We start from the raw sequence: 21,810 nt of genomic DNA, 5'->3' as shown, positions 1-21,810 counted from the left end.
GGGTCAGTAGACGTCGGCGCGGGTGTTCAGGACGTTGAACTTGCCGGTCGGCGTGATCAGGCGCTCGTCCTTGATCACGTGCTTCAGCTCCAGCGTCTTGTCGTCGACCACGACGATGGCCGATTCCTTGTCCTTGGCGTTCCAGACGGAGAACCAGACCTCGGTGCCCTCCTTGTTGAACTCGGGCTGCACCACGCGCGGCTGGCCGTCGGTGATGCCCGCCCATTCCACGATCGGCAGGACGGTGTACTCGGGCTCGGCCCCGGCGGTCATCTTCGAGATGTCGAAAACGGCGACCGACCCGGTGATCTCGGCCTCGGGGTTCAGCGGCGCATCGACGTAAAGATGCGTCGAGGTGGGGTGCGTCTTGATGAAGAGCGACCCGCCGCCAAGCGCCTCGAAGCTCTGCACCATCTTCCAGGCTTGGTCAGGGTGCCCTTCGGGGTCGGTGCCGATCAGCGCGACCGTCTCGTCACCAAGGTGCGAGGTGGCCCAGACCGGGCCCAGCTCCGGGTGGACGAAGTTCGCGCCACGGCCCGGGTGCGGCGTGGCCCCTTCGGTTTCCACCAGCGCGGTCAGCTCACCTTCCTTGGTGTCGACCACCGCGACCTTGCCACGGGCATTCGCCGCCACGAGGAAATAGCGGTGCGTGCTGTCGAACCCGCCGTCATGCAGGAAGCGCTCGGCCTCGATCTCCGTCACCTTCAGGTTCTTGATGTCGGAGTAATCGACCAGCAGGATCTTGCCCGTCTCCTTCACGTTCACGATGAACTCGGGCTTGAAGTGCGAAGCCACGATCGACGCCACGCGCGGTTCCGGGTGGTAGGTCTGCTCGTCGTAGATCATCCCGCGCGTGGATTCGATCTTCAGCGGCTCCAGCGTGTCGCCGTCCATGATGACGTATTGCGGCGGCCAGTAGCTGCCCGCGATGGCGTACTTGTCCTCGAAGCCCTCGAATTTCGAGGTCTCGATGGACCGCGCCTCGGAGCCGACCTTGATCTGGGCGACGGTGGCGGGGGTTTCCATCCAGAGGTCGACCATGTTCACCAGCGCGTCGCGGCCGATGACAAAGAGGTAACGACCGGAGGCGGAGATGCGCGAGATGTGAACGGCGTACCCGGTGTCGATCACGGCGTGGATCTCGTAGGTCGCGCCGTCGATCAACGCCACCTGGCCGCTGTCACGCAGCGTCACCGACATCAAGTTGTCGATGTCGATATCGTTCATCTTCTCGGTCGGACGATCCGCCGGGGCGACGATGAGCTTCCAGCTCTCGCGCATCTTGTCCATGCCGAACTCCGGCGGGGCGGGCGGGTCGAGCAGCAGGTAACGGGCCATCAGGTTGACCTCGTCCTCGGACAGCTCCCCGGAGGTCCCCCAGTTCGGCATCCCCGCGGGCGAGCCATAGGTGATGAACGCTTCCAGGGCGTCATAACCACGGTCGCGGGTGATGTCGGTGGTCAGCGGCTTGCCGGTCGCGCCCTTGCGCAACACGCCGTGGCAGCCCGCGCAGCGTTGGAAATAGATCTCGCTGGCGTGCTGGAATTCGTCCTGCGTCATCACCGGGTCATCGGGCTTGCGGCCCGGGATCTCGACCTGGATTTGTGACAGCGTGGTCATCGAGGGTTCATATTGTGCAGCAGGCGAGGAGCCGTGCTCGGCGGCAGGCTTATCCTCGGCAAAGGCGGCGCCAGCGGCCAGCGCCATGGCAACCGTCGTCAGCAGCACGTGCCGGACGGTCTTGAGCGGGCCGGGTTGGGTTCGGGCAGTCATCGAATGTCTCCGTTTCCGAAGGTGAGGCAGGGGTTGTTTCGCGCATACCGCGACTCCGGTCCTTGACTTCGGTTAAGGTGACCTTTCGCGATCCCGGGCAATTTGATCCGTGAAGCGAATGAAAACAGGCATTTGCAATGCGCCTTCTTTCCCGTCTGCTGGGTCTCTGGCTCGGCCTCCTTGCATCCGCCGCGTGTGCCCTGACTGCGGACGAGGCGGTTGCCCTGCTGGATCTGACCGGCCCCGCGACGCTGGAACGCGTCGGGGAGGGCGTACCCGGCTGGCTGGTGCGGCAGGACGGCCGGGTCGTGGGACATGTCGCCTCCACCTGGGAGGTGGCGGAAACGGTGGGCTACTCGGGGAGGCCGCTCGACGTGCTGCTGGCCCTGACGCCCGAGGCGACCATCGCGGGCGCCCGCCTCGTCAGCCATTCCGAACCGGTGCTGACGCTGGGCATCGCCGAGGCGGATATCCAAAGTTATGTCGCGGGCTTCGAGGGTTACGACTTGCACGCGCCGGTGCCCGACGATTCGCCCGACGCATTGCCGGAGGTCATCAGCCGCGCCACCGTGTCGACGGGCGTGATCCGGGACGGCATCCTGCGCACGGCGCGCGCGCTGGCCGCCGCGCGCGGGCTGATCGAAACGGGCGGCGGGGTGGATCGGCTCAGCTACAGCCGCAGCGACTGGGCAGGGCTCGTGGCCATGGGCGCGATCTCCGAGGTCCGCGTCAGCATGACCGAAGCGGCGCACGCTCTGGAAGGGGCCAAGGTGCCGGTGCCCCCTGGGAGCGGCGATTTCCTGCATCTCTGGACCGGGTTGATCGACCCGCCGAGCGTGGGCCAGACGCTGCTCGGCCAGCAGGGATTCACCGCCGCCGTCGGGTCCCTGGCGGCGGGCGAGACCGTGCTCTTCCTCGCCTCCGTCGGTGCGCAATCGCATCGCGGCACCGACTGGCGCAAAACAGGGGTCTTTGATCGCGTAAGCGTGGTGCAGGGCGATACGCGCTGGCAACCAACGGAGGACCGCTACATCCGCGTCGACCGATTACGGGCCGACGGTGCGCCGGAGATCAGGGAAATCAGCCTCTTCCGCCTGCCGCCGGATTTCGATCCGCTGCAATCGCTCAAGGTGGAGGTGCTGGCCGAACGGCCCACCGCCACGGGCCGCGTCACCCTCACCATCCCGGTCAACTACAGCCTGCCCGAAGCCTTTCGCCGCGCCCCGCCGCCCGAACCTGAACCGCTCTGGCGCAGCGCCTGGCGTGAGGACCGCCCAGCCATCTTCTTCACCGGCGCAATGCTGGCCGTGCTTGCGCTGGCCTTCCTCGGGCAGGAAGCGCTGACGCATCGCCCGAGACTCTGGCGCAGCTTCCGCCTCGGCTATCTCGCCTGCACGCTCGTGATCCTCGGCTGGGGCCTCGGCGGGCAACTCAGCGTGGTGCAGGTCATTGCCTTCCTGCACGCCCTCCTGAACGGTTTCCGCTGGGAGACCTTCCTCGTCGACCCCGTGATCTTCCTGCTCTGGGGCTTCGTGGCGCTGGGGCTGCTGTTCTGGGGCAGGGGCGTGTACTGCGGCTGGCTCTGCGCCTTCGGCGCGCTGCAGGAACTGCTGAACAATGCCGCCGTCCGTCTGGGCGTGCAACAGGTCGAAGTCCCACAAGCGCTGCATGAACGGCTCTGGATCATCAAGTACACGCTGTTTGTCGTCCTCGTCGCGCTGTCGTTCCACTCCATGACCGACGCGGTCCTGCTCGCCGAGGCCGAACCGTTCAAGACCGCGATAACGCTGCGTTTCCTGCGTGCCTGGCCGTTTGTCCTCTACGTCCTGCTCCTGCTCGGCGCGGGCCTTTTCATCGAGCGCTTCTTCTGCCGCTACCTCTGCCCGCTCGGCGCCGGCCTCGGCATACCCGCAAAGCTGAAGGTCTTCGACTGGCTGCACCGTCGCCCGCAATGTGGCCGGGAATGCCGCCTCTGCCAGGCGAAATGCACCGTCGGCGCCATCGACGGCGTCGGCCGGATCAACCCAAACGAATGTGTCCTGTGCCTGCGCTGCCAGGTCATCATGAACGATTGCGCCACCTGCCCGGTGCTGAAACGCCGGGCGCGCGCCGCATGAGGAGAGTGTCCATGTTCGAGCCCGGAAAGCGTTTGATATCGGCGGGTTACCGCGTTTTCTTCTTCCTCGCGGGGGCTTGGGCCGTGGCTGCCATGCTCCTCTGGGAGCTCTGGCTGGCGGGCCTTAGACCGGAACCCTACGCCATGGCTGCCTCCGAATGGCACGCGCACGAGTTGATCTTCGGCTACGGCTCGGCGGCGCTGGCGGGGTTCCTACTGACCGCCGCACCGAACTGGACCAAGGCGCGGGACGCCTCCACAGCATTTTTCGCCGTGGTGTCGGGCCTGTGGCTGGCGGGGCGTCTGGCGATGTGGGTCTCGAGCGCGCTGCCGCTCGGGCTGGTGGCCTTGATCGACCTCACGGTGTTGCCGGTGGTGGCGGGCAAGGTGCTGGCAATGCTGCTCAAGCGCCCAAAGCCGCCGCAGATGCTGATCCTCGCCGCCATCGCGCTGATCTGGGTCGCGGACCTCTTCATGCATCTCGACTGGCTCGGGCTGATGCCGGGGGCCGCCTTCACCGGCGCGCGGGCCGGGCTGCTCGGGTTGGCGGCGCTGATCGTCATCCTCGGCGGTCGGGTGACGCCTGCCTTCACCCGCAACGCCATGATCCGGACAGGCCGCGAAGACCGCCTGCCGCGCAATCCCATGCCCCTTGCCGCTGTCAGCATCGCGCCCGCGCTGCTCGCCGCCCCGGCCTTGCTTTTCGGGTTCGACAGCCTCGCCGCCGGGCTTGCCCTGCTGGCTGGCGCGATCGCACTGCTCCGGGTGGCGCTCTGGCGCGGCGGCTGGACGCTGGGTCAGCCGATCCTCTGGGTTCTGCACCTCTCCTATGCGCTGAACGCGCTGGGGCTGGTTCTGTGGGGGTTGTCGGGTCTGGGCGTCGAGCCAGAAATCGTTCCGGAGATCGCCGCGCTGCACCTCCTCGCCATTGGCGGGATCGGCGGCATGACTCTGGCAGTGATGAGTCGCGCCGCTCTCGGCCATTCGGGCCGCGCGCTGGTCGCGCCGAGGCCGGTGGCGCTGGCCTATGGACTCGTGCCGCTGGCGGCGCTTTTGCGGATGCTTGGTGCGCTGGTGCCCGGACTGTATCTCCCGGCGCTGCTGGCCGCAGGGGCGCTCTGGACGCTTGGATTCCTCCTCTACACGCTGGCGCTCACGCCGGTGTTCTGGGGGGCGAAGGTCAGCGCGGCAAAGGCATGAACCGCCGCCGCTTCCTCGCGCTTTCTGCCTGCGCCTTGGCCACGCCCGCCGGGGCCGCGCCGCTGCGCTGGACGACGAGGGCCATGGGGGCCGAAGTTTCGGTGACCCTTACAGGGCTGGATGCCGCGCGCGCCCGCAGGGTCTGGCGCAGGGTCGCCCGCGCGCTGGCGCGCATCGAGGCGGCCGCTTCCCTGCATCGCGCCTCCGACCTGGTGCGGCTGAATCGGACAGGCGTTCTGGTCAATCCCGGCAGGGTGCTGCGCGACCTCGTGGCGCTCTCCGATCGGGTGCATCAGGCAACGGGCGGCGCATTCAGCCCTTGCGTGCAGTCATACTGGGCCGACTCGAAGAATATCGTGACGGGCTGGGAGCTTGCGGACTTGTCAGTTGGCAACTTTTGTCTGCCGCCCGGCATGGCGCTGACCTTCAATGGCGTGGCGCAAGGCTATGCGGCGGACCAGCTGGCGGAGATCGTGAGGGCCGAAGGGCTGACGGACGTGCTGATCGACGCGGGCGAGATCATGGCGCTCGGTGCGCATCCGGTGGGCATCGCCGCCGCTGACGGAACGGTGCTCAAGCGCCTCGCCTTGCAGGACCGCGCGCTGGCCACCTCCTCGCCCTGGGCCACCCTTCTGGCCGATGGCAGGCCGCATATCCTGCACCCCGAGCGCAGCGTGTTGCACGACACCGTCAGCGTCTCAGCCCCTTCGGCGGCTTTGGCCGATGCGCTGTCCACCGCCTTCTGCCTGATGACCCAAGCCGAGATTGACCGCGCCTTGATGCAATTCCCCGAAGCGCGCGTCGAATCCGTCGCCTGATTGACTTTCGTTAAGGATGAATCACCCGCGCCCCGGCACAACGGACCCAGTGCAAGGAAAGGGAAGGATCGGCGCAATGCGCGAAGTCATGACGAAGAGCATGGCCCGCAATATCTTCTACGGCGGCTCACTGTTCTTCATTCTCATCTTCATCGGGCTCACCGCCCAATCGCACCGTTACATCACAACGTCGTCCACCGATGTCGCTGCGCTGTCTGACAGCGTCGTGCACGGCAAGCGGCTGTGGGAGGAAAACGGTTGCATCAACTGCCACACGATTCTGGGCGAGGGTGCCTATTTTGCCCCGGAACTGGCCAATGTCATGACCCGCTGGGGCGTGCAGGATGACCCCGAAGGGGCCTTCGACATGCTCAAGGGCTGGATGGACTCCATGCCCACGGGGATCGAGGGGCGGCGGCAGATGCCGCATTTCGACCTGACCGACGAGGAATACCGCGCGCTGTCGGACTTCCTTTTGTGGACGGACAGCATCCGCGCGCAGGACTGGCCGCCGAACGATGCGGGCTGAGGGAGTTTCGCCATGAAATATCAAACGCAAAAGATCGCACTGGCCTATTTTGTCGTGGCCATGGCGCTGTTCGCGGTGCAGGTCATCGTCGGCCTGACCATGGGCTGGGTCTATGTCGACGGGAATTTCCTGTCCGGCCTCCTGCCCTTCAACATCCTTCGGATGCTGCATTCCAACAGCCTGATCGTCTGGCTGCTGCTCGGCTTCTTCGGCGCGGCCTACTACCTCGTGCCGGAGGAATCGGAACGCGAGATCCACTCGCCCACCTTGGCTTACCTGCAACTGGCGATCTTCGTGCTGGGCACGCTGGGCGTGGTGCTGACCTACACGTTCAACCTCTTCGAAGGCAACTGGCTGCTGGGCAAGGAGGGGCGCGAGTTCCTCGAACAGCCCAAGTGGGTGAAGGCGGGCATCGTGGTCGCGGCGCTGATCTTTCTCTTCAACATCTCGATGACAGTGCTGAAGGGGCGCAAGACCGCGATCACCAACATCCTGCTGCTCGGCCTCTGGGGGCTCGCGCTGCTGTTCCTCTTCGCCTTCGTCAACCCGGCGAACCTGGCGCTGGACAAGATGTACTGGTGGTATGTCGTGCACCTCTGGGTTGAAGGGACCTGGGAGCTGGTGATGGCCTCGATCCTTGCCTTCCTGATGCTGAAGCTGACGGGGGTGGACCGCGAGGTCGTGGAGAAGTGGCTCTACGTGATTGCCGCCCTCGCCCTGTTCTCGGGGATCCTCGGCACCGGGCACCATTACTACTGGATCGGCACGCCGGGGTACTGGCAGTGGATCGGCTCGATCTTCTCGTCGCTCGAGGTGGTGCCGTTCTTTGCCATGATGGCCTTCGCCTTTGTCATGGTGTGGAAGGGGCGCAGGGATCACCCGAACAAGGCTGCGCTCCTGTGGAGCCTGGGCTGTGCCACGCTGGCGTTCTTCGGCGCGGGCGTCTGGGGCTTCCTGCACACGTTGCACGGGGTGAACTTCTACACCCACGGCACGCAGATCACCGCCGCGCATGGGCACCTTGCCTTCTACGGCGCTTACGTGGCGCTGAACCTCGCGATCATCACTTACGCGATGCCGTCCCTGCTGGGCCGGGACGTGTTCAACCAGGTGCTGAACATGGCGAGCTTCTGGCTGATGTCCGGCGGCGTGGTCTTCATGACCTTTACACTGACCTTTGCGGGCACCGTGCAGACGCACCTGCAACGGGTGAACGGCGAGGCCTACATGGACGTTCAGGACCAACTGTGGATCTTCTACGTGATGCGGTTCGGGTCTGGCGTAGCGGTGGTGCTGGGCGCGGTGCTCTTCATCTACGCGGTCATGGTGCCCCGGCGTGAGGTGATCACGCCCGGCCATGCCGAACCGGCGGAGTGAGGCGATGAACGCGATCACACAGGTGGGGGCGGCAAGCGCCCCCACAGACGCCCCCTTCTATCTCCCGCAAGGGGATGAGGTTTCGATTTTCGAGGCGGCAGCGGCGCAGGACCTGCCGCTGCTGCTCAAGGGGCCGACGGGCTGCGGCAAGACCCGCTTCGTCGCCCATATGGCCGCAAGGTTGGGGCGGCCGCTCTACACAGTCGCCTGCCATGACGACCTGTCAGCCGCCGACCTGATCGGGCGCTACCTGCTCAAGGGTGGAGAGACGGTCTGGGTCGATGGTCCGCTGACGCGAGCGGTGCGCGAAGGCGCGATCTGCTACCTCGACGAGGTGGTGGAGGCGCGCAAGGATGTCACCGTCGTCCTGCACCCGCTGACCGACGACCGGCGCATTCTGCCGATCGACCGCACCGGCGAGGAACTGGAGGCCGCGAAGGGCTTCATGCTGGTGGCGTCGTATAACCCCGGCTACCAGAACATCCTGAAAACATTGAAGCCGTCCACGCGGCAGCGGTTCCTGTCGGTGGAGTTCGACTTCCCCCGGCCGGAACATGAAACTCCTGTGGTGGTGGCCGAATCCGGCCTGTCGGAGGAGCGCGTCAAGCCGCTGGTGCGTCTTGCGAACAAGCTGCGCGAGTTGAAGGGGCAGGACCTGGAGGAAGGGGTTTCGACCCGCCTCGTGATCTATGCCGCGACGCTCATTGCCGGGGGAATGCCGGTCGAACGCGCCATAAACGCCGCGATGATAGAGCCGCTTACGGATGACGCGGACGTGAAACACGGGCTTCGCGATCTTGTCACCGCCATCTTCGGGTGAGGCACATGCGATGACACGGATCGAGATCGAGCCATGGGAACCCGAAGAGACGGTCGGGAAACTGTGGCACGCCTATGCCAGCCGCCTGGACGCGCCACGCGTCCACGACGGAGCCCGCGTCGACCTTTCCGAGGTCGGCGGGTGGCTGGCAATCCTTTTCCGCGGCCTTGGGGGCGACCCCGCCGTGGAGGTGAAGCCGGTGGCGGAGGAGACCTCGCGCCATCGGCTGTCGCTGAAACGCATGTTGGGGACATGGGCCGAAGAGATGCCGAGGGCCTCGTTTGACGGTGCGGCGCTGCGGCTGCCTGCCTCGCTCGCGGTGTTCCCGGTGCGCGAGGCCAACGCGGCGCTGTATGTCTGGCTGGCGGCGGTGGCGTCGCAGGCCCGCGCCGGGGATATGCCGGATGATCCGGTGCAGGCGGATGCGCTGGCGCTGCACCGGGCGTTGCAGATGGTCGAACGCGCCCTTGAGGAGGCGCCGGGTTTTCGAGCGCTGTATCGGGATTTGTGCGCGGCGCTGTTGGCGGTTCGTCGGACGCCGGTTTTGCCGGGCGTTGAGCAGGACGTCGAAGACGTCATCCTCTGGATGTTGGGCGGTCCGCGCGTGGAGTCGGAGCTGATGCAGGCCGTGGAAACGGGCGATGTGGCGGCGCTGAAGGCGCCCCGTCGCTATCGGCCTTTCCGGCCCGTGCCCTTGTGGCCCGAGGTGCGCGCGCTGGCGCGGTCGGACGGGTCGGCGGTGGAGAGCCGCGAGACGGAAGGGCAGGCGGAGGTCAGCGACGATGGCCCGGCGCGGAAGGCGCGACGGCGGAAGTCCGATCAGGTGGAGCGCAAGGACAGCTTCATCCTGCACAAGTTCGAGGCGATCCTCAGCTTTGCCGAGTTCGTCAACCTCAACCGCCGGATCGAGGAGGACGACAACGAGGACGCAAAGAAAGCGGCGGATGACCAGGACGAAATCGGGTTGGGGCAGGTGTCCAAAGCGCCTGCCACGAAACTGAAACTGCACCTCGACCTTGCGCCGGAGGACGTGGACCGGGAGGCTTTGTCTTCTGAGCATACCTACCCGGAATGGGACGTGCGGACGGGTGCCTACCTGCCCAGTCATGCCCGCGTTCTCGCCTCGCGCCTGCCCGAGGGGGAGGCGGCGTTTCAGCATGACCCGAAGGCGCAGCGGCGCATCACGGCGGTGAAACGCCAGTTCGAGGCGCTGCGTCCGGGGCGCATCTGGACCCCCGGCCACCCGGACGGGGATGAATTGGACATGGAGCGCGCGGTCAGGGCCACGGTCGAGCTGCGCGCCACCGGGCAGGGGTCGGACCGGGTATGGATGCAGTCGCGCCCGCAGCAGAGGAACCTCGCCGTGTCCTTGTTGTTGGACGTGTCGCGGTCGACCGAGGCGGCGATTCCGGGCCATGGCCATGACGGGCGGTCGGTGATCGACGTCGAACGCGAGGCCTTGGCGGCCATGGCCTGGGGACTGGAAGCCTGCGGCGATGATTTTGCCATCCACGCGTTTTCCTCGCTGAAGCGGAGCCGCGTCTACGTGCAGGAGGCCAAAGGGTTCGGAGAGCCGATGACGCGGGCGGTCGAGGCGCGGATTGCCGCCTTGAAACCCGGGTTCTACACGCGGCTTGGCGCGGCCATGCGGCACGTCTCGGCGGACCTGTCGCGGCAGGCCAAGAAGCGGCGGCTGTTGCTGGTCATCACAGATGGCAAGCCCAATGACCTTGACCATTACGAGGGGCGGCACGGGATCGAGGACAGCCGCAAGGCGGTGTTGGAGGCGCGGCGCGCGGGGCACGCGGTGTTCGGCATCACGGTGGATCGGCAGGCCAAGGCTTGGTTCCCGAGGATCTTCGGGCAGGGCGGCTATGCGCTGGTGCCGAATGCGGATCGGCTGACGCAGGCGCTGCCGGAGATCTACCGGCAGTTGGTGGCGGGATGAGCCGCGCCCAAGCCTCTGGCCAGTTGCCCGGCGAGGTGATGATGTGGGTGCTGATCCTGTCGGAGCTGGCGGTGTTCGGCGCGGGGCTTGTCGCCCTGCGGGCGGCCTGGCTGACCGATCCGGAGGGGTTTGACGCGGCGCAGTCTCATCTGAACGCGGCGGGGGCGGCGGTGAATACCGTGGTGCTGGTGAGTTCCGGCTGGCTCGCGGCCTTGGCCGTCGAGGCGCGAGAGGCTGTCCGGGCGCGTTGGCTACTGATCGGGGCCAGTGTGCTGGGGCTGGTGTTCCTGTTCATCAAGGGGGCGGAGTATGCGGCGAAGGCGGCGGAGGGGATCAGTTTCGAGACCCATCCGTTCTGGATGTTCTACTACCTGCTGACGGGCTTTCACGTGGCGCATGTGGTGGCCGGGGTGGTGATTTTGGGCTTCGTCGCCGTGCGACCCGCGCCTGCGACGACCGAGGCGGGGGCGCAGTTCTGGCACATGGTGGACCTCGTCTGGGTGCTGCTGTTCCCGGTGGTGTACCTGTTATGAGCGTGACGAAGGCATGGCTGGTTCTGGTGGCGCTGTCGCTGGCGAGCACGGGGATGGCGGCTATGGGGCAGGGGCGGCTGTTCGTCGTCGTGGTGCTGCTGCTGGCCTGGGCGAAGGCGCGGGTGGTGCTGGACGTCTACCTTGGTTTGCAGCACGTGCCCGGATGGCGACGGGGGTTTTCGCTGGGGCTTGGCGCGTTCATGGTGGCGCTGATCGGGTTGAGCGTGGTGGGATAACGCATGGGTTGGCTGGAATTCGCTTTGGCGATGGGGGTGTTCCTGGCCTCGCATCGGCTGCCGCCGATGCTTGGGGTGAAAGACGCGCTGGTCGCGCGGCTGGGGCTGCGGGGCTACATGGTGGTGTTCAGCGTTGTGTCGCTGGGGTTGCTCTGGTGGGTGATCGCGGCGGCGGGTCGCGCACCTTATGTCGAGTTGTGGGAGCAGACGCGGGCGGCGCGTTGGGGGGTGAATGTCGTCATGCCCTTGGCGGGGCTGCTGACGGTGCTGGGCGTGGGGGCAGTGAACCCGTTTGCCTTCGAGGGCCGAAGCGCGGGGTTCGATCCGGAGCGGCCCGGGATTGCCGGGGTGACGCGGCAGCCGTTGTTGTGGGCGCTGCTGCTGTGGTCGGGGGCGCACCTGTGGGCGAATGGCGATGTCGCGCATGTGGTGCTGTTCGGGGTGTTCGCCGTGTTCTCGCTGGCGGGGATGGCGATTGTCGAGCGGCGGCGGCGGAAAGTGCTGGGCGAGGCGGGGTGGCAGGCCTTGACGCGGCACACCTCCTTGGTGCCGTTTGGCGCGCTGCCGGATGTGCGCTTTGGTCCGCTGCCTTGGGCGCGGATCGTGGGGGCACTGGTCGGCTGGGCGGTGCTGTGGCAGCTGCATGGGCCGGTGATCGGGGTGGTTCCCGTTCCTTAGCGTGTCCAGGCGGCGGCGGGGTCGTCCTCGGCATAGTCGCGCAGGGCGGCCAGGTCGTCGATCGTGGCGTTGTTCTGCCGGATGGTGACGCCGTGGTGTTTCAACTTGGCGAAGGCGCGGGAGAGGCTCTCGGGCTTCATGCCCAGGCGTCCGGCGATGAGGACCTTGTCATAGGGCAGGGTGACGGTGCAGCCGCCCTCGCCGCAATCGGCGAGTTCACAGAGGAATTCCGCCACACGTTGCGCGCCGGTGCGGGCCTTCAGCCCTTCAACCTGCGCCACCAGCGAATGCAGGTGCGTGAAGGTCGCGGACAGGATCGCCGTGGCGAGGCCCGGAGTATGCTCGATCTGACGCAACATGCGCGCGGCCTCGATGCGGATCACTCGGCAGGGGGTCACGGCTTCCGCCGAAACCGGGTAGAGGTCGGAACGGAAGGCCACCGCCTCGCCGAAGCTGCGACCACGGGTGAAGACCCCCACCACGGCCTCTGCCCCCGAGGGTGCGATGCGGTATAGCTTCACCCAGCCCTCGACGACAATATAGATCGACCGCGCCTGCTCACCTTGAAGAAAGATCGTCCCGCCCCGGTCGAACTCCGTGACATGCGCCCCGTCGAGCAGGCGCTCGCGGCTGTCCTCGGGCAGGCCGGACAACAAGAGAGACTGACACGCGATGCGGCGGTCTTCGGGTAGCATGGTTTCCCCCGGGAGATTGTCGTGCATCCCGTCGCCGGGATGGTCGCATTGTTTATGGTTCACTCAGGGCACCGGATAAAGAGTTAACGCTGCCATGCCTTGTCATGAATCAAGTCGCCGCCGTGAAAGCCGGATTAATAGCAGAATCACGGAAACATCTTCGGGACGGGGCTGACATGAAGGACGACTTCCGGAACGCCGGTGCAAAGACCAATGACAGGGCTGGCGAGATGAACAGGCGCTGCGACTGCGGATGCGGCGGCTCGAAGGTCCTGTCGCTGGACGAGGCTCGGGCGCGCGTGGCCGCCGTGACCGTGCGGACCTACGGCATGGAACGCCTGCCCGTGGGTCAGGCGCTCGGGCGTGTCCTGTCAGAGCCGCTTTGCGCGGTGCAGGCGGTCCCCGCCTTCGACAACGCGGCGATGGACGGCTACGCGGTCAGCCTCGACGCGCTGAAGGGCACAGGGCCTTGGCAGGTGCGGCTGACCGGGCGTGTTCCGGCGGGCGGCCGTGGTGCGCGGTCGAACGGCGGCGCGGTGCGGATCTTTACCGGCGCGCCGATCCCGGAGGGCACGGATGCGGTGATCATGCAGGAGGAGGTTCACCACGCGGCCGGCTGGATCACCATCGTCCGGCGTCCCGCCCCGGGGGAAAACGTCCGCCGCAAGGGCGAGGAGGTCGAGCCCGGCGCAGAGGTGTTGCCTGCGGGGCTGCGCATGACACCGCGCGCGCTGGCGGCGGCGGTTTCGGTCGGCCATGCGACGGTGCCGGTCCGCAAGCGGTTGCGGGTCGCGGTGGTGACCTCGGGAGACGAGCTGCGTCCGGCCGGGGTAGTGCTGTCGCCGGGCGAAATCACGGATGTGAACGGGCCGCTGCTGGCAGCCCTGATGCTGCGTCCGGATGTACACCTCGTGTCGCACGTCTGCATCGAGGACACCCACGCCGCCCATGTCGCAGCGCTGGCAGAGGCGGCGGCGCGGGCCGACCTCGTGATCACCACCGGCGGGCTGTCGGTGGGCGGGGAAGACCACATGCGCGCGGCAATCGCCGATCTGGGCGGCGAGATCACCATCCCGGGTGTCGCTGTGAAACCGGGCAAGCCGGTGTCGCTGGGCCATTTCGGCACGGCGCACTGGCTGGGGTTGCCGGGCAACCCGATGGCGGCCTTCGTCACCTTTACCCTGCTTGGCCTGCCATTGATCGATCGGCTGGCCGGTGCGGCCCCGGCGCCCCTGCAACGCCTGCCGCTGGCCGCGCCGGTGACCCACCGTCCGGGAAGGCTCGAGGCGCGCCCGGCACGACGTGACCGCTCTGGCAGCCAACTCATTCTGGGCGATGCCGTGCACTCCGCGCGGATGACGCCCCTCATTGCGGCGGACGGGCTTGCGCTCATCCCCGCGGAGGTCGAAGCTCTGGACGAGGGGGACCTCGTTGATTTCCTGCCCTTTCCCGATGGAGTCTGACATGAGCCGTCTCGGATATATCCTGTCGCTGGAGCGCGGCAGCACCGATCCGCTGCTGAGCGGCCTCGCGGCGCGGCTGACCGCCGAGGGGCGCGTCGTGGCGGGCATCGTCCAGAGCCGCGCTCCGAAAGGCAAGGATCATCCCTGCGACATGGACCTCGCCGTGCTGCCGCAGGGTCCGGAAATCGCCATCGCGCAGAAGCTCGGGACGGGGTCGCGCGGATGCCGGCTTGATCCCGCCTCGCTGGAGGATGCCGCCGCCTGGGTGATGCGGGCGCTGGAGACGGGCGCCGATGCGCTGATCGTGAACAAGTTCGGCGCGCAGGAATGCCAGGGAAGGGGGCTGTGTGAAGCCTTCGGGCTGGCGATGGAGCGCGGCGTGCCGGTGCTGACGGCGGTCAACCGGCTGAACCACGAGGGTTTCCTGTCCTGGGCCGGAGGGATGGCCACGCAGCTCGAGCCGGACGACAAAATGCTGCACGGCTGGCTGACGGAGCGCGTGCCTGCCTGAGTTCCCGCGACCGGATCACTGCGCCCGCCGCAAGGCCGGGCGCAGTGTGTTTCCGTTGTTCAGACCGTCGCGCCCTTGCGGCGGATGGCGCAGCCGACGAGTCCCGCCAGAGCGCCGATGACCAGCGCCACGCCGTATTCCAGCGGCGTGATGGCGACATGGGTCGAATGTGATCCGCCCAGTACCAGCGGTGACACCACGCCGACCATGGCGGCGAGCAGCCCCGCCACCAGCGGGTTGCGCGTGGTCATGCCGAGGGCCACGCCGAGGATGCCGGGAAGCCCCAGCGCCGCCGCGCCGATGGTGCCGAGAAGGTCGAGAATGCTCAACATGGGTCTGTCCTCACTCCGCTTTCGTGCCGAGGAACGCCTTGATCCCGGCCACGTCGATGTCGGCATCATGCTCCTTCGCCGCCAGCTTCTGCACCACGTGGTTGTATTCCTCGAGGTAGCCGGGCGCGAGGTCATGGGCGATGCCCTGGTGGCAGTCGATGCAGGTCATGCCGGTATCGATGGCCTTCTGGTGGTTCTGCGCGGCGCGCGTTTCCTGGATGGTGAAATCCATGTACTCGAAGGCGTGGCAGTTGCGGCATTCACGACTGTCGCTGGCCTTCATCTTGGTCCAGACCGCAGAGGCCATCTCCAGCCGCCGTTCCTCGTATTTCTCGGGGGTGGAGATCGTCCCGCGCAGCTCGTGGTAGACGTCCTTCACGGCCATGATCTTGGCCTTCATCTTGTATTGCCATTCATGCGGGACGTGGCAGTCGGAGCAGATCGCCCGCACGCCGGAGTGGTTGTTGTAGTGGATGGTCTCGCGGTACTCACCGAGGTTGGTCTCCATCGTGTGGCAGGAGGTGCAGAATTCCTCGGTGTTGGTCAGTTCCAGCGACCAGTTGAAGCCGCCCCAGAAGACGATCCCGGCGATGAAGCCCGCGATCAGCAGGAACCCGGTGGAGAGGACGGCGGCCGGGCTCCAGAAGCCCTCCCAGAGGCGGCGCAGGAGGCCGCGCTTGTTCGTGTCGGACATGTCGGCCCCCTCAGTTCGACGATGGCTTGAAAGTGTTGCCCACCAGCGCGGGGGCATCGGCCTGCGGCACGTGGCACTGGTTGCAGAACCAGCGGGTGCCCGCGACGGTGTCGAGCTGGTTGCCCTGCCGGTCCATGTAATGGGTCATCGACAGGGTCGGCGCGCCGCGATCCCCGGCGACGGTCCAGTCGTGGCAGCTCAGGCACTGGTTGGTGCGCAGGTCTATCTGGTACTGGTCGATCGAGTGCGGCACGATGGGCGGCTGCTGGCGGTAGTTGCGCGGCTCGCGACCCTCGTCCTGGTGATAGGTGTCCTCGATGGCATTGGTCTCGTCGATGGCGGCATTACGCAGCGAGGTCACGCCGCCCGACTGCTGCGCACCCACGAAGCCCGCGAAGGTCAGGGTGGCGGCAAGGGCGGAGGCAACCGCAAGGACGTGAAGTTTCATGTTTGCTCTCCGTTTTGGTCAGGCAGCCTTGTTGGCAGCGTCGGGTGTGGCGACCGACATGCGGTCGTCGAAGCGATGGGTGAAGGTGAAGACATCGACGGAACAGACGTCAATGCAGCGCCCGCAATTAGTGCAATCGGGGGCGAGGATCAGGGGGGTATCACCGTCCTTGCCGCGCAGGGCCGGGGTGATGACGTGGTTCTCCGGGCAGACGGCAAAGCAGTCCATGCAGTCGTCGCAGGCGGCGCGGTTGGGGGCGGAGACGCGCAGCAGCGATTTCTGCCCGAGCAGACCGTAGAAGGCCCCGACCGGGCAGAGGTGCCCGCACCATCCGCGCCGTGATACGAAGAGGTCGAAGAGGAACACCGCGATGACGACGCCCCATGCAGCGCCCATGCCGAAGACGAGGCCGCGATGGAGCATGGCGATCGGGTTGATCACTTCCCAAGCAATGGTGCCTGTCAGGGCGGAGGTGACGAGCACCGTTGCCATCAGCCAAAGGCGGGTATGGCGCTTGGGCTGCCAGCCTTTCGGCATGTTGAGCCGGTCGTGAAGCCAGTGGGCGGCATCGGTGACGGGATTGATAGGGCAGACCCAGGAGCAATACATGCGCCCGCCGATCAGGGCATAGGCGGCGAGGACGATCAGCGCGCCAATCAGCGCCGTCAGTTCCGGCCAGTGTCCGGCGACGCTGCCTTGGAGAGTGATGAAGGGGTCGGTCAGCGGCAGGATGTTCAGGGTCCTGGACCCGGCCAAGGTGCCGTCCACGACGCGCCAGCCGAACCACGGCCCGACGAGGAACAACATCAGGAACGCGGTTTGCGACAGGCGTCGGGCGATCAGCCATTTATGCGCGCCAAGCCAGCCCTTTGCGGCGATGGCCTCGACCCCGACGGGGGATTTCGTCTTGGCGCTCATTGGCCCGCCCCCGGCAGTTTGAAAGCGGGTTCGTAACCACCCGGCGCGGCGAGGTTGTCCGTCCCCGGTCCGGGCAGGCGGTCGGGCAGGTCGATGATGCCGTCCAGCACCGGGCCGCCCTTTTCTGCCTGTTCCTCCCAGCCCTTGCGGTAGTGGTCGGCGCTTGTGGCTCGGGCGAGGCGGATCGGCAGGACCTTGATCGCCGCCTCGGGCAGGACGCAGGATTTCTCGCAGATGCCGCAGCCGGTGCATCTGTCGGCGGCCACGGTCGGCGCGAAAATGGCGTGGTGGCCGGAGCGGTCGTTGTGGCGGACCTCCAGCGTGATCGCCTCGTCGATCACCGGACAGACCCGGTAGCATACGTCGCACCTGAGCCCCAGGAAGTTCAGGCAATTCTCCTGATCGACCAGCACGGCGGTGCCCATCTTCGCATCGTCGATATTGGTCAGGGACTTGTCCAAAGCGCCGGTCGGGCAGGCGGCGACGCAGGGGATGTCCTCGCACATCTCGCAGGCGATCTCGCGCGCGGTGAAGAAGGGCGTGCCGGTGGCGGGGCCATCCATGCCCAGTTCGGCCAGTTTCAGCGTGTCATAGGGACAGTCGCGCACACACAGCCCGCAGCGGATGCAGGCCGAGAGGAAGTCGTCCTCGGGCAGGGCGCCCGGTGGGCGCAGCGCCTCGGCGGGCAGGGCGCGTGCATCGCTGGTGATGTAGGCGAGGCCCAGCCCCGCCACCGCGCAGCCGCCAGCCATGCGGGCGGTGTCCGTCAGGAACCTCCGGCGGGCGGGCGACATGGGGGAGGAGCTGGGCATTTTCATTATCCGTTCAATTGGTTACGCGCGCTCAACCTTGCAGGCGCATTTCTTGAAGTCGGTTTCCTTGGACAGCGGGCAGGTGGCGTCGAGCGTCAGCTTGTTGATCAGCTGGCCCTCGTCGAACCACGGCACGAAGACGAGGCCCTTGGGCGGCTTGTTGCGGCCGCGCGTCTCGACACGCGACAACATCTCGCCGCGACGGGTGGAGATCATGATCTCCTGCCCACGCCGCAGGCCCCGCGATTTGGCATCCTCGGGATGCATGAAAACCACTGCAGACGGGAAGGCCTTGTGCAGTTCCGGCACGCGGCGGGTCATCGACCCGGAATGCCAGTGCTCCAGCACCCGGCCGGTGCAGAGCCAGAGGTCGAACTCATCGTCAGGCACCTCGGCTGCGTCCTCGAAGGGGGCAAAGATGATGTTCGCGCGGCCATCGGGCTTGCCGTAGAACTGCACGCCCTTGCCGTCTTCGACGTAGGGGTCATAGCCCTCGCGGAAGCGGTAGAGCGTTTCCTTTCCGTCGACCACCGGCCAACGCATGCCGCGCGCCTGGTGGTACATGTCGAAGGGCGCGAGGTCGTGGCCATGGCCGCGCCCGAAATCGGCATATTCCTCGAACAATCCCTTCTGCACGTAGTAGCCGAAGTGCTGCGCCTCCTGGTTCTCGAAACCTTCGGCGGTCTCGGTGAGCGGGTAGGCGTTCACCTTGCCGTTCTCGAAGAGCACCTCGTAGAGCGTCTTGCCGCGCAGTTCCGGCTTGAGCGCCAGCAGCTCCTCGCCCCAGGCTTCCTCGACCGTGAAGCGTTTCGAGAATTCCATGAGCTGCCACAGGTCAGAGCGCGCCTCGCCCGGGGCGCTGACCTGCTGCCGCCAGAACTGCGTGCGGCGCTCGGCGTTGCCGTAGGCGCCTTCCTTCTCCACCCACATGGCGGTGGGCAGGATCAGATCGGCAGCCATGGCGGTGACGGTCGGATAGGGGTCCGACACCGTGATAAAATTGGCAGGGTTGCGATAGCCGGGGAAGCCTTCCTCGTTGATGTTGGGCGCGGCCTGCATGTTGTTGTTGCACTGCACCCAGTAGGCGTTGAGCTTGCCGTCCTTCAGCATCCGGTTCTGCAACACGGCGTGGAAGCCGGGCTTATCGGGGATGGTGCCTTCGGGCAGGCCCCAGACCTCCTCGCAATGGGCGCGGTGTTCGGGGTTCGTGACCACCATGTCGGCGGGCAGGCGGTGGGCGAAGGTGCCAACCTCGCGCGCGGTGCCGCAGGCCGAGGGCTGGCCGGTCAGAGAAAACGGCGAGTTTCCCGGTTCCGAGATCTTCCCGACCAGCAGATGGACGTTGTACATCAGCCCGTTGACCCAGGAGCCGCGTGTGTGCTGGTTGAAGCCCATGGTCCAGAGCGACATCACCTTGCGCTCCGGATCGGCATATTGCTGCGCCAGCCGTTCGAGCTGCGCCGCCGGCACGCCGGAAATCTCCGAGGCGCGCTCCACCGTATACTCGGCGACCGAGGCGGCATATTCGTCGAAGGTCATGTCCGAGAGCTTGCCGCTGTCGGGGTTGGCGGCGGCCTGCTGCAACTCGTGCTCGTCACGCAGACCGTAGCCGATGTCCGTATCGGTCTTCTTGAAGTTCACATGCGCGTTGACGAAATCCCAGTTCACCGCGTCGTTCTGGATGATGTAATTGGCGATGTAGTTCAGGATCGCGAGGTCGGACTGCGGGCGGAAGACCATGCCGTTGTCGGCCAGTTCAAATGAGCGGTGTTCGTAGGTCGAGAGCACATGCACCTCGGCACCGGGCTTGGTCAGGCGGGTGTCGGTCAGGCGCGACCACAGGATCGGGTGCATCTCCGCCATGTTCGACCCCCAGAGCACGAAGGTATCCGCGTGCTCGAAGTCGTCATAACACCCCATCGGCTCGTCGATCCCGAAGGCGCGGATGAAGCCCACCACGGCAGAGGCCATGCAATGCCGCGCGTTCGGGTCGATGTTGTTGGTACGGAAGCCCGCCTTCATCAGCTTGGCGGCGGCGTAACCTTCCCACACCGTCCACTGGCCCGAGCCGAACATGCCGACGGCGGTCGGGCCCTTCTCCTTCAGGGTTTCCTTCCACTTTGACGCCATGACGTCGAAGGCTTCGTCCCAGCTGACCGGCTCGAACTCGCCGTTCTTGTCATAGACGCCGTTGGTCTTGCGCAGCAATGGCGTGGTCAGCCGGTCCTGGCCGTACATGATCTTCGACAGGAAGTAGCCCTTGATGCAGTTGAGGCCGCGGTTCACCGGCGCGTCGGGATCGCCCTGGGTGGCCACGACGCGGCCTTCCTTGGTGCCGACGAGCACGGAACAGCCGGTGCCGCAGAAACGGCAGGGCGCCTTGTCCCAGCGGATGCCGGCATTGCCCGCCTGCTGGGCCTGCGCGTCCACGGGCAGGGTCAGCCCGGCAGCGGCGGCGGTCGATGCGGCGGCGGAGGCCTTGAGGAAGGCGCGGCGGGATTGGGAAACGGTCATGCGGTCAACTCCGGCTCGAGTTCGGATTGGGGTTCGGAAAGGTCTTCGAAACTGTGATAAGTCAACGAAAGTGACACGACGCCCGGCACCTGGTGCAGCGCCATGATGGTCTCGGAGGCGCGGGCGGTGTCGGTGTCCTCGACAGTGACGACGAAGCGGCCATCCTCCGTCTCGGCATGGATCTCGACGCCGGGATGGCCCGCGATGGCATCCCGCGCGCTGTCGCGGAAGGCCGGGGCAAGGTGGACAAGGCATCCACAGATGTTCATTGCAGGGTCTCCCTCTCCGAAGCTTCAACCAGCTTGAAGCGGATCGCTTCAGCCGGACAGGTGAATGCGCATTCCCCGCAACCGGTGCATTGACTTTGGTCAAGCACGGGGGCGGATCGTCCACCGGTCATCAGGCGAAACCGGATGGCCCGCAGGTCGCAGGCGTCTTCGCATGCGCGGCAGGCGATGCCGTTCAGCGAAAGGCAATTGTCGATGATCACGCCGCGCCATGGCCAGTCGGAGAGGCGTTCGGGCTCGAGGGCATCTGTGGGACAGGCGGCGATGCACTCACCGCAAAAGGTGCAGGCGCCACGGTCGAAATCGACTGTGGGGACCTTGCCCTTTACGATGATCCCCGCAGAACAGGCATCGGCGCAGGCGCCGCAGCCATCACACAGACGTAGGAAATCGCCGCCGGAGCCGGGCGGTGTCATGGCCGGTAACTCGGGGGTAACCTGGCCCGTCAGAAAAGCGCGTCTGTGAACGCCGCAACGCATAAGGTGAATCCAATCAGGTGCTTTCCAGCGTGGATAGAATCCACATTTTATTCCGACCTTGATCTGAATCATGGTAGATAACGCATTCAAGTATATGAATAATAATCATGGCCCGTCAAACGCCTGCAACAGTCGAAGAAGCGTATCCAAGAGAAATGGCCAACAGTCCTCGATGACTGCAGAGCCGGATCGCGTTGATTTGGAATTCCACGTCTTTCCACAATGTGACGGCCCCAAGGACCACTTCATGGATCGGCTTACATTCAAAGTGCCTACCGCCGAGCAATCGGCAACATAGCCGTCGTAAGCAATTTCAGATGCAGACCGCTCCGAAAACGCTGGAAAGCCCCCGAATAATACATAATCTTGGCTATGGGCCGATCGGGCGTGTAGCGGTGGCTTCACATCCGAAGTGCAAATTCTTTATCGAAACAGAGAGTTATCTAATGGAGAGATGCTGCAATGGAAGCCGTTTACAATCAGCTTAGCATCTAAAAACGTGTGCTCATCGAGCGTTGGAGGCTTGCAAAGATCCCTGATGGGGAAATGGCCCGCGTGCTGAAATGATCCACGATCCACGATCCACGATCCACGATCCACGATCCACGATCCACGATCCACGATCCACG

General features: G+C 65.9%; 22 protein-coding genes. 12 read left to right on the top strand and 10 right to left on the bottom strand.

Annotation, left to right across the window (positions count from 1 at the left end):
• Nucleotides 1–3: 3 nt before the first annotated feature.
• On the bottom strand, nt 4–1,773 hold the full coding sequence (locus HJ536_RS18525) for a cytochrome D1 domain-containing protein (protein WP_476699539.1): 1,770 nt from the start codon (nt 1,771–1,773) through the stop codon (nt 4–6).
• Nucleotides 1,774–1,910: 137 nt separating this feature from the next.
• Between HJ536_RS18525 and HJ536_RS18520 the strand changes: the two genes are divergently transcribed.
• The 10 genes from HJ536_RS18520 (at nt 1,911) to HJ536_RS18475 (ending at nt 12,028) form a co-directional block, all read left to right on the top strand.
• On the top strand, nt 1,911–3,890 hold the full coding sequence (locus HJ536_RS18520) for a NosR/NirI family protein (protein WP_177158898.1): 1,980 nt from the start codon (nt 1,911–1,913) through the stop codon (nt 3,888–3,890).
• Nucleotides 3,891–3,901: 11 nt separating this feature from the next.
• Nucleotides 3,902–5,089 (top strand): NnrS family protein, encoded by a 1,188-nt coding sequence (locus tag HJ536_RS18515; RefSeq protein ID WP_177158897.1) that lies wholly within the window; start codon nt 3,902–3,904, stop codon nt 5,087–5,089.
• Nucleotides 5,086–5,907, top strand: a complete 822-nt coding sequence (locus HJ536_RS18510; protein WP_177158896.1) for an FAD:protein FMN transferase — start codon at nt 5,086–5,088, stop codon at nt 5,905–5,907. Before HJ536_RS18515 ends, HJ536_RS18510 begins: the two co-directional genes overlap by 4 nt.
• A gap of 76 nt (nt 5,908–5,983) precedes the next feature.
• Nucleotides 5,984–6,436 (top strand): c-type cytochrome, encoded by a 453-nt coding sequence (locus HJ536_RS18505; RefSeq protein ID WP_177158895.1) that lies wholly within the window; start codon nt 5,984–5,986, stop codon nt 6,434–6,436.
• A gap of 12 nt (nt 6,437–6,448) precedes the next feature.
• Nucleotides 6,449–7,813 (top strand): cbb3-type cytochrome c oxidase subunit I, encoded by a 1,365-nt coding sequence (locus tag HJ536_RS18500; RefSeq protein WP_177158894.1) that lies wholly within the window; start codon nt 6,449–6,451, stop codon nt 7,811–7,813.
• A gap of 4 nt (nt 7,814–7,817) precedes the next feature.
• Nucleotides 7,818–8,633 (top strand): CbbQ/NirQ/NorQ/GpvN family protein, encoded by an 816-nt coding sequence (locus HJ536_RS18495; RefSeq protein ID WP_177158893.1) that lies wholly within the window; start codon nt 7,818–7,820, stop codon nt 8,631–8,633.
• Nucleotides 8,634–8,643: 10 nt separating this feature from the next.
• Nucleotides 8,644–10,581, top strand: coding sequence for a nitric oxide reductase activation protein NorD (locus tag HJ536_RS18490; RefSeq protein ID WP_177158892.1), 1,938 nt, complete (start codon nt 8,644–8,646; stop codon nt 10,579–10,581).
• Entirely contained in the window at nt 10,578–11,114 is a 537-nt protein-coding gene (locus HJ536_RS18485; RefSeq protein ID WP_228028810.1) for a cytochrome c oxidase subunit 3, read from the top strand. Before HJ536_RS18490 ends, HJ536_RS18485 begins: the two co-directional genes overlap by 4 nt.
• The gene (locus HJ536_RS18480; protein ID WP_177158891.1) at nt 11,111–11,350 is read left to right on the top strand and encodes a cytochrome C oxidase subunit IV family protein; all 240 of its coding nucleotides are present in this window, start codon (nt 11,111–11,113) and stop codon (nt 11,348–11,350) included. The genes HJ536_RS18485 and HJ536_RS18480 overlap by 4 nt, the downstream gene beginning before the upstream one ends.
• A 3-nt stretch (nt 11,351–11,353) precedes the next feature.
• Nucleotides 11,354–12,028, top strand: coding sequence for an NnrU family protein (locus HJ536_RS18475; RefSeq protein ID WP_177158890.1), 675 nt, complete (start codon nt 11,354–11,356; stop codon nt 12,026–12,028).
• On the opposite strand, the gene HJ536_RS18470 is transcribed toward HJ536_RS18475, so the two are convergent.
• Nucleotides 12,025–12,723, bottom strand: coding sequence for a Crp/Fnr family transcriptional regulator (locus HJ536_RS18470; protein ID WP_177158889.1), 699 nt, complete (start codon nt 12,721–12,723; stop codon nt 12,025–12,027). The genes HJ536_RS18475 and HJ536_RS18470 overlap by 4 nt on opposite strands.
• A 176-nt stretch (nt 12,724–12,899) precedes the next feature.
• Here HJ536_RS18470 and HJ536_RS18465 point away from each other — a divergent pair, with 176 nt between their 5' ends.
• Complete coding sequence (locus tag HJ536_RS18465; RefSeq protein ID WP_177158888.1) at nt 12,900–14,186, top strand: molybdopterin molybdotransferase MoeA; 1,287 nt, start codon at nt 12,900–12,902, stop codon at nt 14,184–14,186.
• A gap of 1 nt (nt 14,187) precedes the next feature.
• Complete coding sequence (locus HJ536_RS18460) at nt 14,188–14,697, top strand: DUF2478 domain-containing protein (protein ID WP_228028809.1); 510 nt, start codon at nt 14,188–14,190, stop codon at nt 14,695–14,697.
• A 59-nt stretch (nt 14,698–14,756) separates the two neighbouring features.
• On the opposite strand, the gene HJ536_RS18455 is transcribed toward HJ536_RS18460, so the two are convergent.
• From HJ536_RS18455 to napF, 8 genes are read right to left on the bottom strand one after another with little or no spacing between them, the layout of a single operon-like run.
• Nucleotides 14,757–15,029 carry a hypothetical protein gene (locus tag HJ536_RS18455; RefSeq protein WP_194245728.1) on the bottom strand — a complete coding sequence of 91 codons (273 nt, stop codon included), beginning with the start codon at nt 15,027–15,029 and terminating at the stop codon, nt 14,757–14,759.
• A gap of 10 nt (nt 15,030–15,039) precedes the next feature.
• Complete coding sequence (locus tag HJ536_RS18450; protein WP_177158887.1) at nt 15,040–15,723, bottom strand: NapC/NirT family cytochrome c; 684 nt, start codon at nt 15,721–15,723, stop codon at nt 15,040–15,042.
• Between the two features lie 10 nt (nt 15,724–15,733).
• The gene (locus HJ536_RS18445) at nt 15,734–16,171 is read right to left on the bottom strand and encodes a nitrate reductase cytochrome c-type subunit (RefSeq protein WP_177158886.1); all 438 of its coding nucleotides are present in this window, start codon (nt 16,169–16,171) and stop codon (nt 15,734–15,736) included.
• 18 nt (nt 16,172–16,189) lie between these two features.
• Nucleotides 16,190–17,089, bottom strand: coding sequence for a quinol dehydrogenase ferredoxin subunit NapH (gene napH / locus HJ536_RS18440; RefSeq protein WP_177158885.1), 900 nt, complete (start codon nt 17,087–17,089; stop codon nt 16,190–16,192).
• Nucleotides 17,086–17,901 carry a ferredoxin-type protein NapG gene (gene napG / locus HJ536_RS18435; RefSeq protein ID WP_228028808.1) on the bottom strand — a complete coding sequence of 272 codons (816 nt, stop codon included), beginning with the start codon at nt 17,899–17,901 and terminating at the stop codon, nt 17,086–17,088. Before napG ends, napH begins: the two co-directional genes overlap by 4 nt.
• A 21-nt stretch (nt 17,902–17,922) precedes the next feature.
• Nucleotides 17,923–20,415, bottom strand: coding sequence for a nitrate reductase catalytic subunit NapA (napA, locus tag HJ536_RS18430; RefSeq protein WP_177158883.1), 2,493 nt, complete (start codon nt 20,413–20,415; stop codon nt 17,923–17,925).
• The gene (locus HJ536_RS18425; protein WP_177158882.1) at nt 20,412–20,684 is read right to left on the bottom strand and encodes a chaperone NapD; all 273 of its coding nucleotides are present in this window, start codon (nt 20,682–20,684) and stop codon (nt 20,412–20,414) included. Before HJ536_RS18425 ends, napA begins: the two co-directional genes overlap by 4 nt.
• Nucleotides 20,681–21,118, bottom strand: coding sequence for a ferredoxin-type protein NapF (napF, locus tag HJ536_RS18420; RefSeq protein ID WP_228028807.1), 438 nt, complete (start codon nt 21,116–21,118; stop codon nt 20,681–20,683). The genes HJ536_RS18425 and napF overlap by 4 nt, the downstream gene beginning before the upstream one ends.
• Nucleotides 21,119–21,810 lie beyond the last annotated feature (692 nt).

The organism is Donghicola mangrovi (genome assembly GCF_013377535.1).
GTDB classification, from domain to species: Bacteria; Pseudomonadota; Alphaproteobacteria; order Rhodobacterales; family Rhodobacteraceae; genus Donghicola; species Donghicola mangrovi.
This window is presented reverse-complemented; position numbering and strand designations above follow the sequence as displayed.

Excerpts from the sequence above, each read along its gene's own strand:
- HJ536_RS18525 (WP_476699539.1), bottom strand. The coding sequence starts at position 1,773 with ATGACTGCCCGAACCCAACCCGGCCCGCTCAAGACCGTCCGGCACGTG.
- HJ536_RS18520 (WP_177158898.1), top strand. The coding sequence starts at position 1,911 with ATGCGCCTTCTTTCCCGTCTGCTGGGTCTCTGGCTCGGCCTCCTTGCA.
- HJ536_RS18515 (WP_177158897.1), top strand. The coding sequence starts at position 3,902 with ATGTTCGAGCCCGGAAAGCGTTTGATATCGGCGGGTTACCGCGTTTTC.
- HJ536_RS18510 (WP_177158896.1), top strand. The coding sequence starts at position 5,086 with ATGAACCGCCGCCGCTTCCTCGCGCTTTCTGCCTGCGCCTTGGCCACG.
- HJ536_RS18505 (WP_177158895.1), top strand. The coding sequence starts at position 5,984 with ATGCGCGAAGTCATGACGAAGAGCATGGCCCGCAATATCTTCTACGGC.
- HJ536_RS18500 (WP_177158894.1), top strand. The coding sequence starts at position 6,449 with ATGAAATATCAAACGCAAAAGATCGCACTGGCCTATTTTGTCGTGGCC.
- HJ536_RS18495 (WP_177158893.1), top strand. The coding sequence starts at position 7,818 with ATGAACGCGATCACACAGGTGGGGGCGGCAAGCGCCCCCACAGACGCC.
- HJ536_RS18490 (WP_177158892.1), top strand. The coding sequence starts at position 8,644 with ATGACACGGATCGAGATCGAGCCATGGGAACCCGAAGAGACGGTCGGG.
- HJ536_RS18485 (WP_228028810.1), top strand. The coding sequence starts at position 10,578 with ATGAGCCGCGCCCAAGCCTCTGGCCAGTTGCCCGGCGAGGTGATGATG.
- HJ536_RS18480 (WP_177158891.1), top strand. The coding sequence starts at position 11,111 with ATGAGCGTGACGAAGGCATGGCTGGTTCTGGTGGCGCTGTCGCTGGCG.
- HJ536_RS18475 (WP_177158890.1), top strand. The coding sequence starts at position 11,354 with ATGGGTTGGCTGGAATTCGCTTTGGCGATGGGGGTGTTCCTGGCCTCG.
- HJ536_RS18470 (WP_177158889.1), bottom strand. The coding sequence starts at position 12,723 with ATGCTACCCGAAGACCGCCGCATCGCGTGTCAGTCTCTCTTGTTGTCC.
- HJ536_RS18465 (WP_177158888.1), top strand. The coding sequence starts at position 12,900 with ATGAAGGACGACTTCCGGAACGCCGGTGCAAAGACCAATGACAGGGCT.
- HJ536_RS18460 (WP_228028809.1), top strand. The coding sequence starts at position 14,188 with ATGAGCCGTCTCGGATATATCCTGTCGCTGGAGCGCGGCAGCACCGAT.
- HJ536_RS18455 (WP_194245728.1), bottom strand. The coding sequence starts at position 15,029 with ATGTTGAGCATTCTCGACCTTCTCGGCACCATCGGCGCGGCGGCGCTG.
- HJ536_RS18450 (WP_177158887.1), bottom strand. The coding sequence starts at position 15,723 with ATGTCCGACACGAACAAGCGCGGCCTCCTGCGCCGCCTCTGGGAGGGC.
- HJ536_RS18445 (WP_177158886.1), bottom strand. The coding sequence starts at position 16,171 with ATGAAACTTCACGTCCTTGCGGTTGCCTCCGCCCTTGCCGCCACCCTG.
- napH (WP_177158885.1), bottom strand. The coding sequence starts at position 17,089 with ATGAGCGCCAAGACGAAATCCCCCGTCGGGGTCGAGGCCATCGCCGCA.
- napG (WP_228028808.1), bottom strand. The coding sequence starts at position 17,901 with ATGCCCAGCTCCTCCCCCATGTCGCCCGCCCGCCGGAGGTTCCTGACG.
- napA (WP_177158883.1), bottom strand. The coding sequence starts at position 20,415 with ATGACCGTTTCCCAATCCCGCCGCGCCTTCCTCAAGGCCTCCGCCGCC.
- HJ536_RS18425 (WP_177158882.1), bottom strand. The coding sequence starts at position 20,684 with ATGAACATCTGTGGATGCCTTGTCCACCTTGCCCCGGCCTTCCGCGAC.
- napF (WP_228028807.1), bottom strand. The coding sequence starts at position 21,118 with ATGACACCGCCCGGCTCCGGCGGCGATTTCCTACGTCTGTGTGATGGC.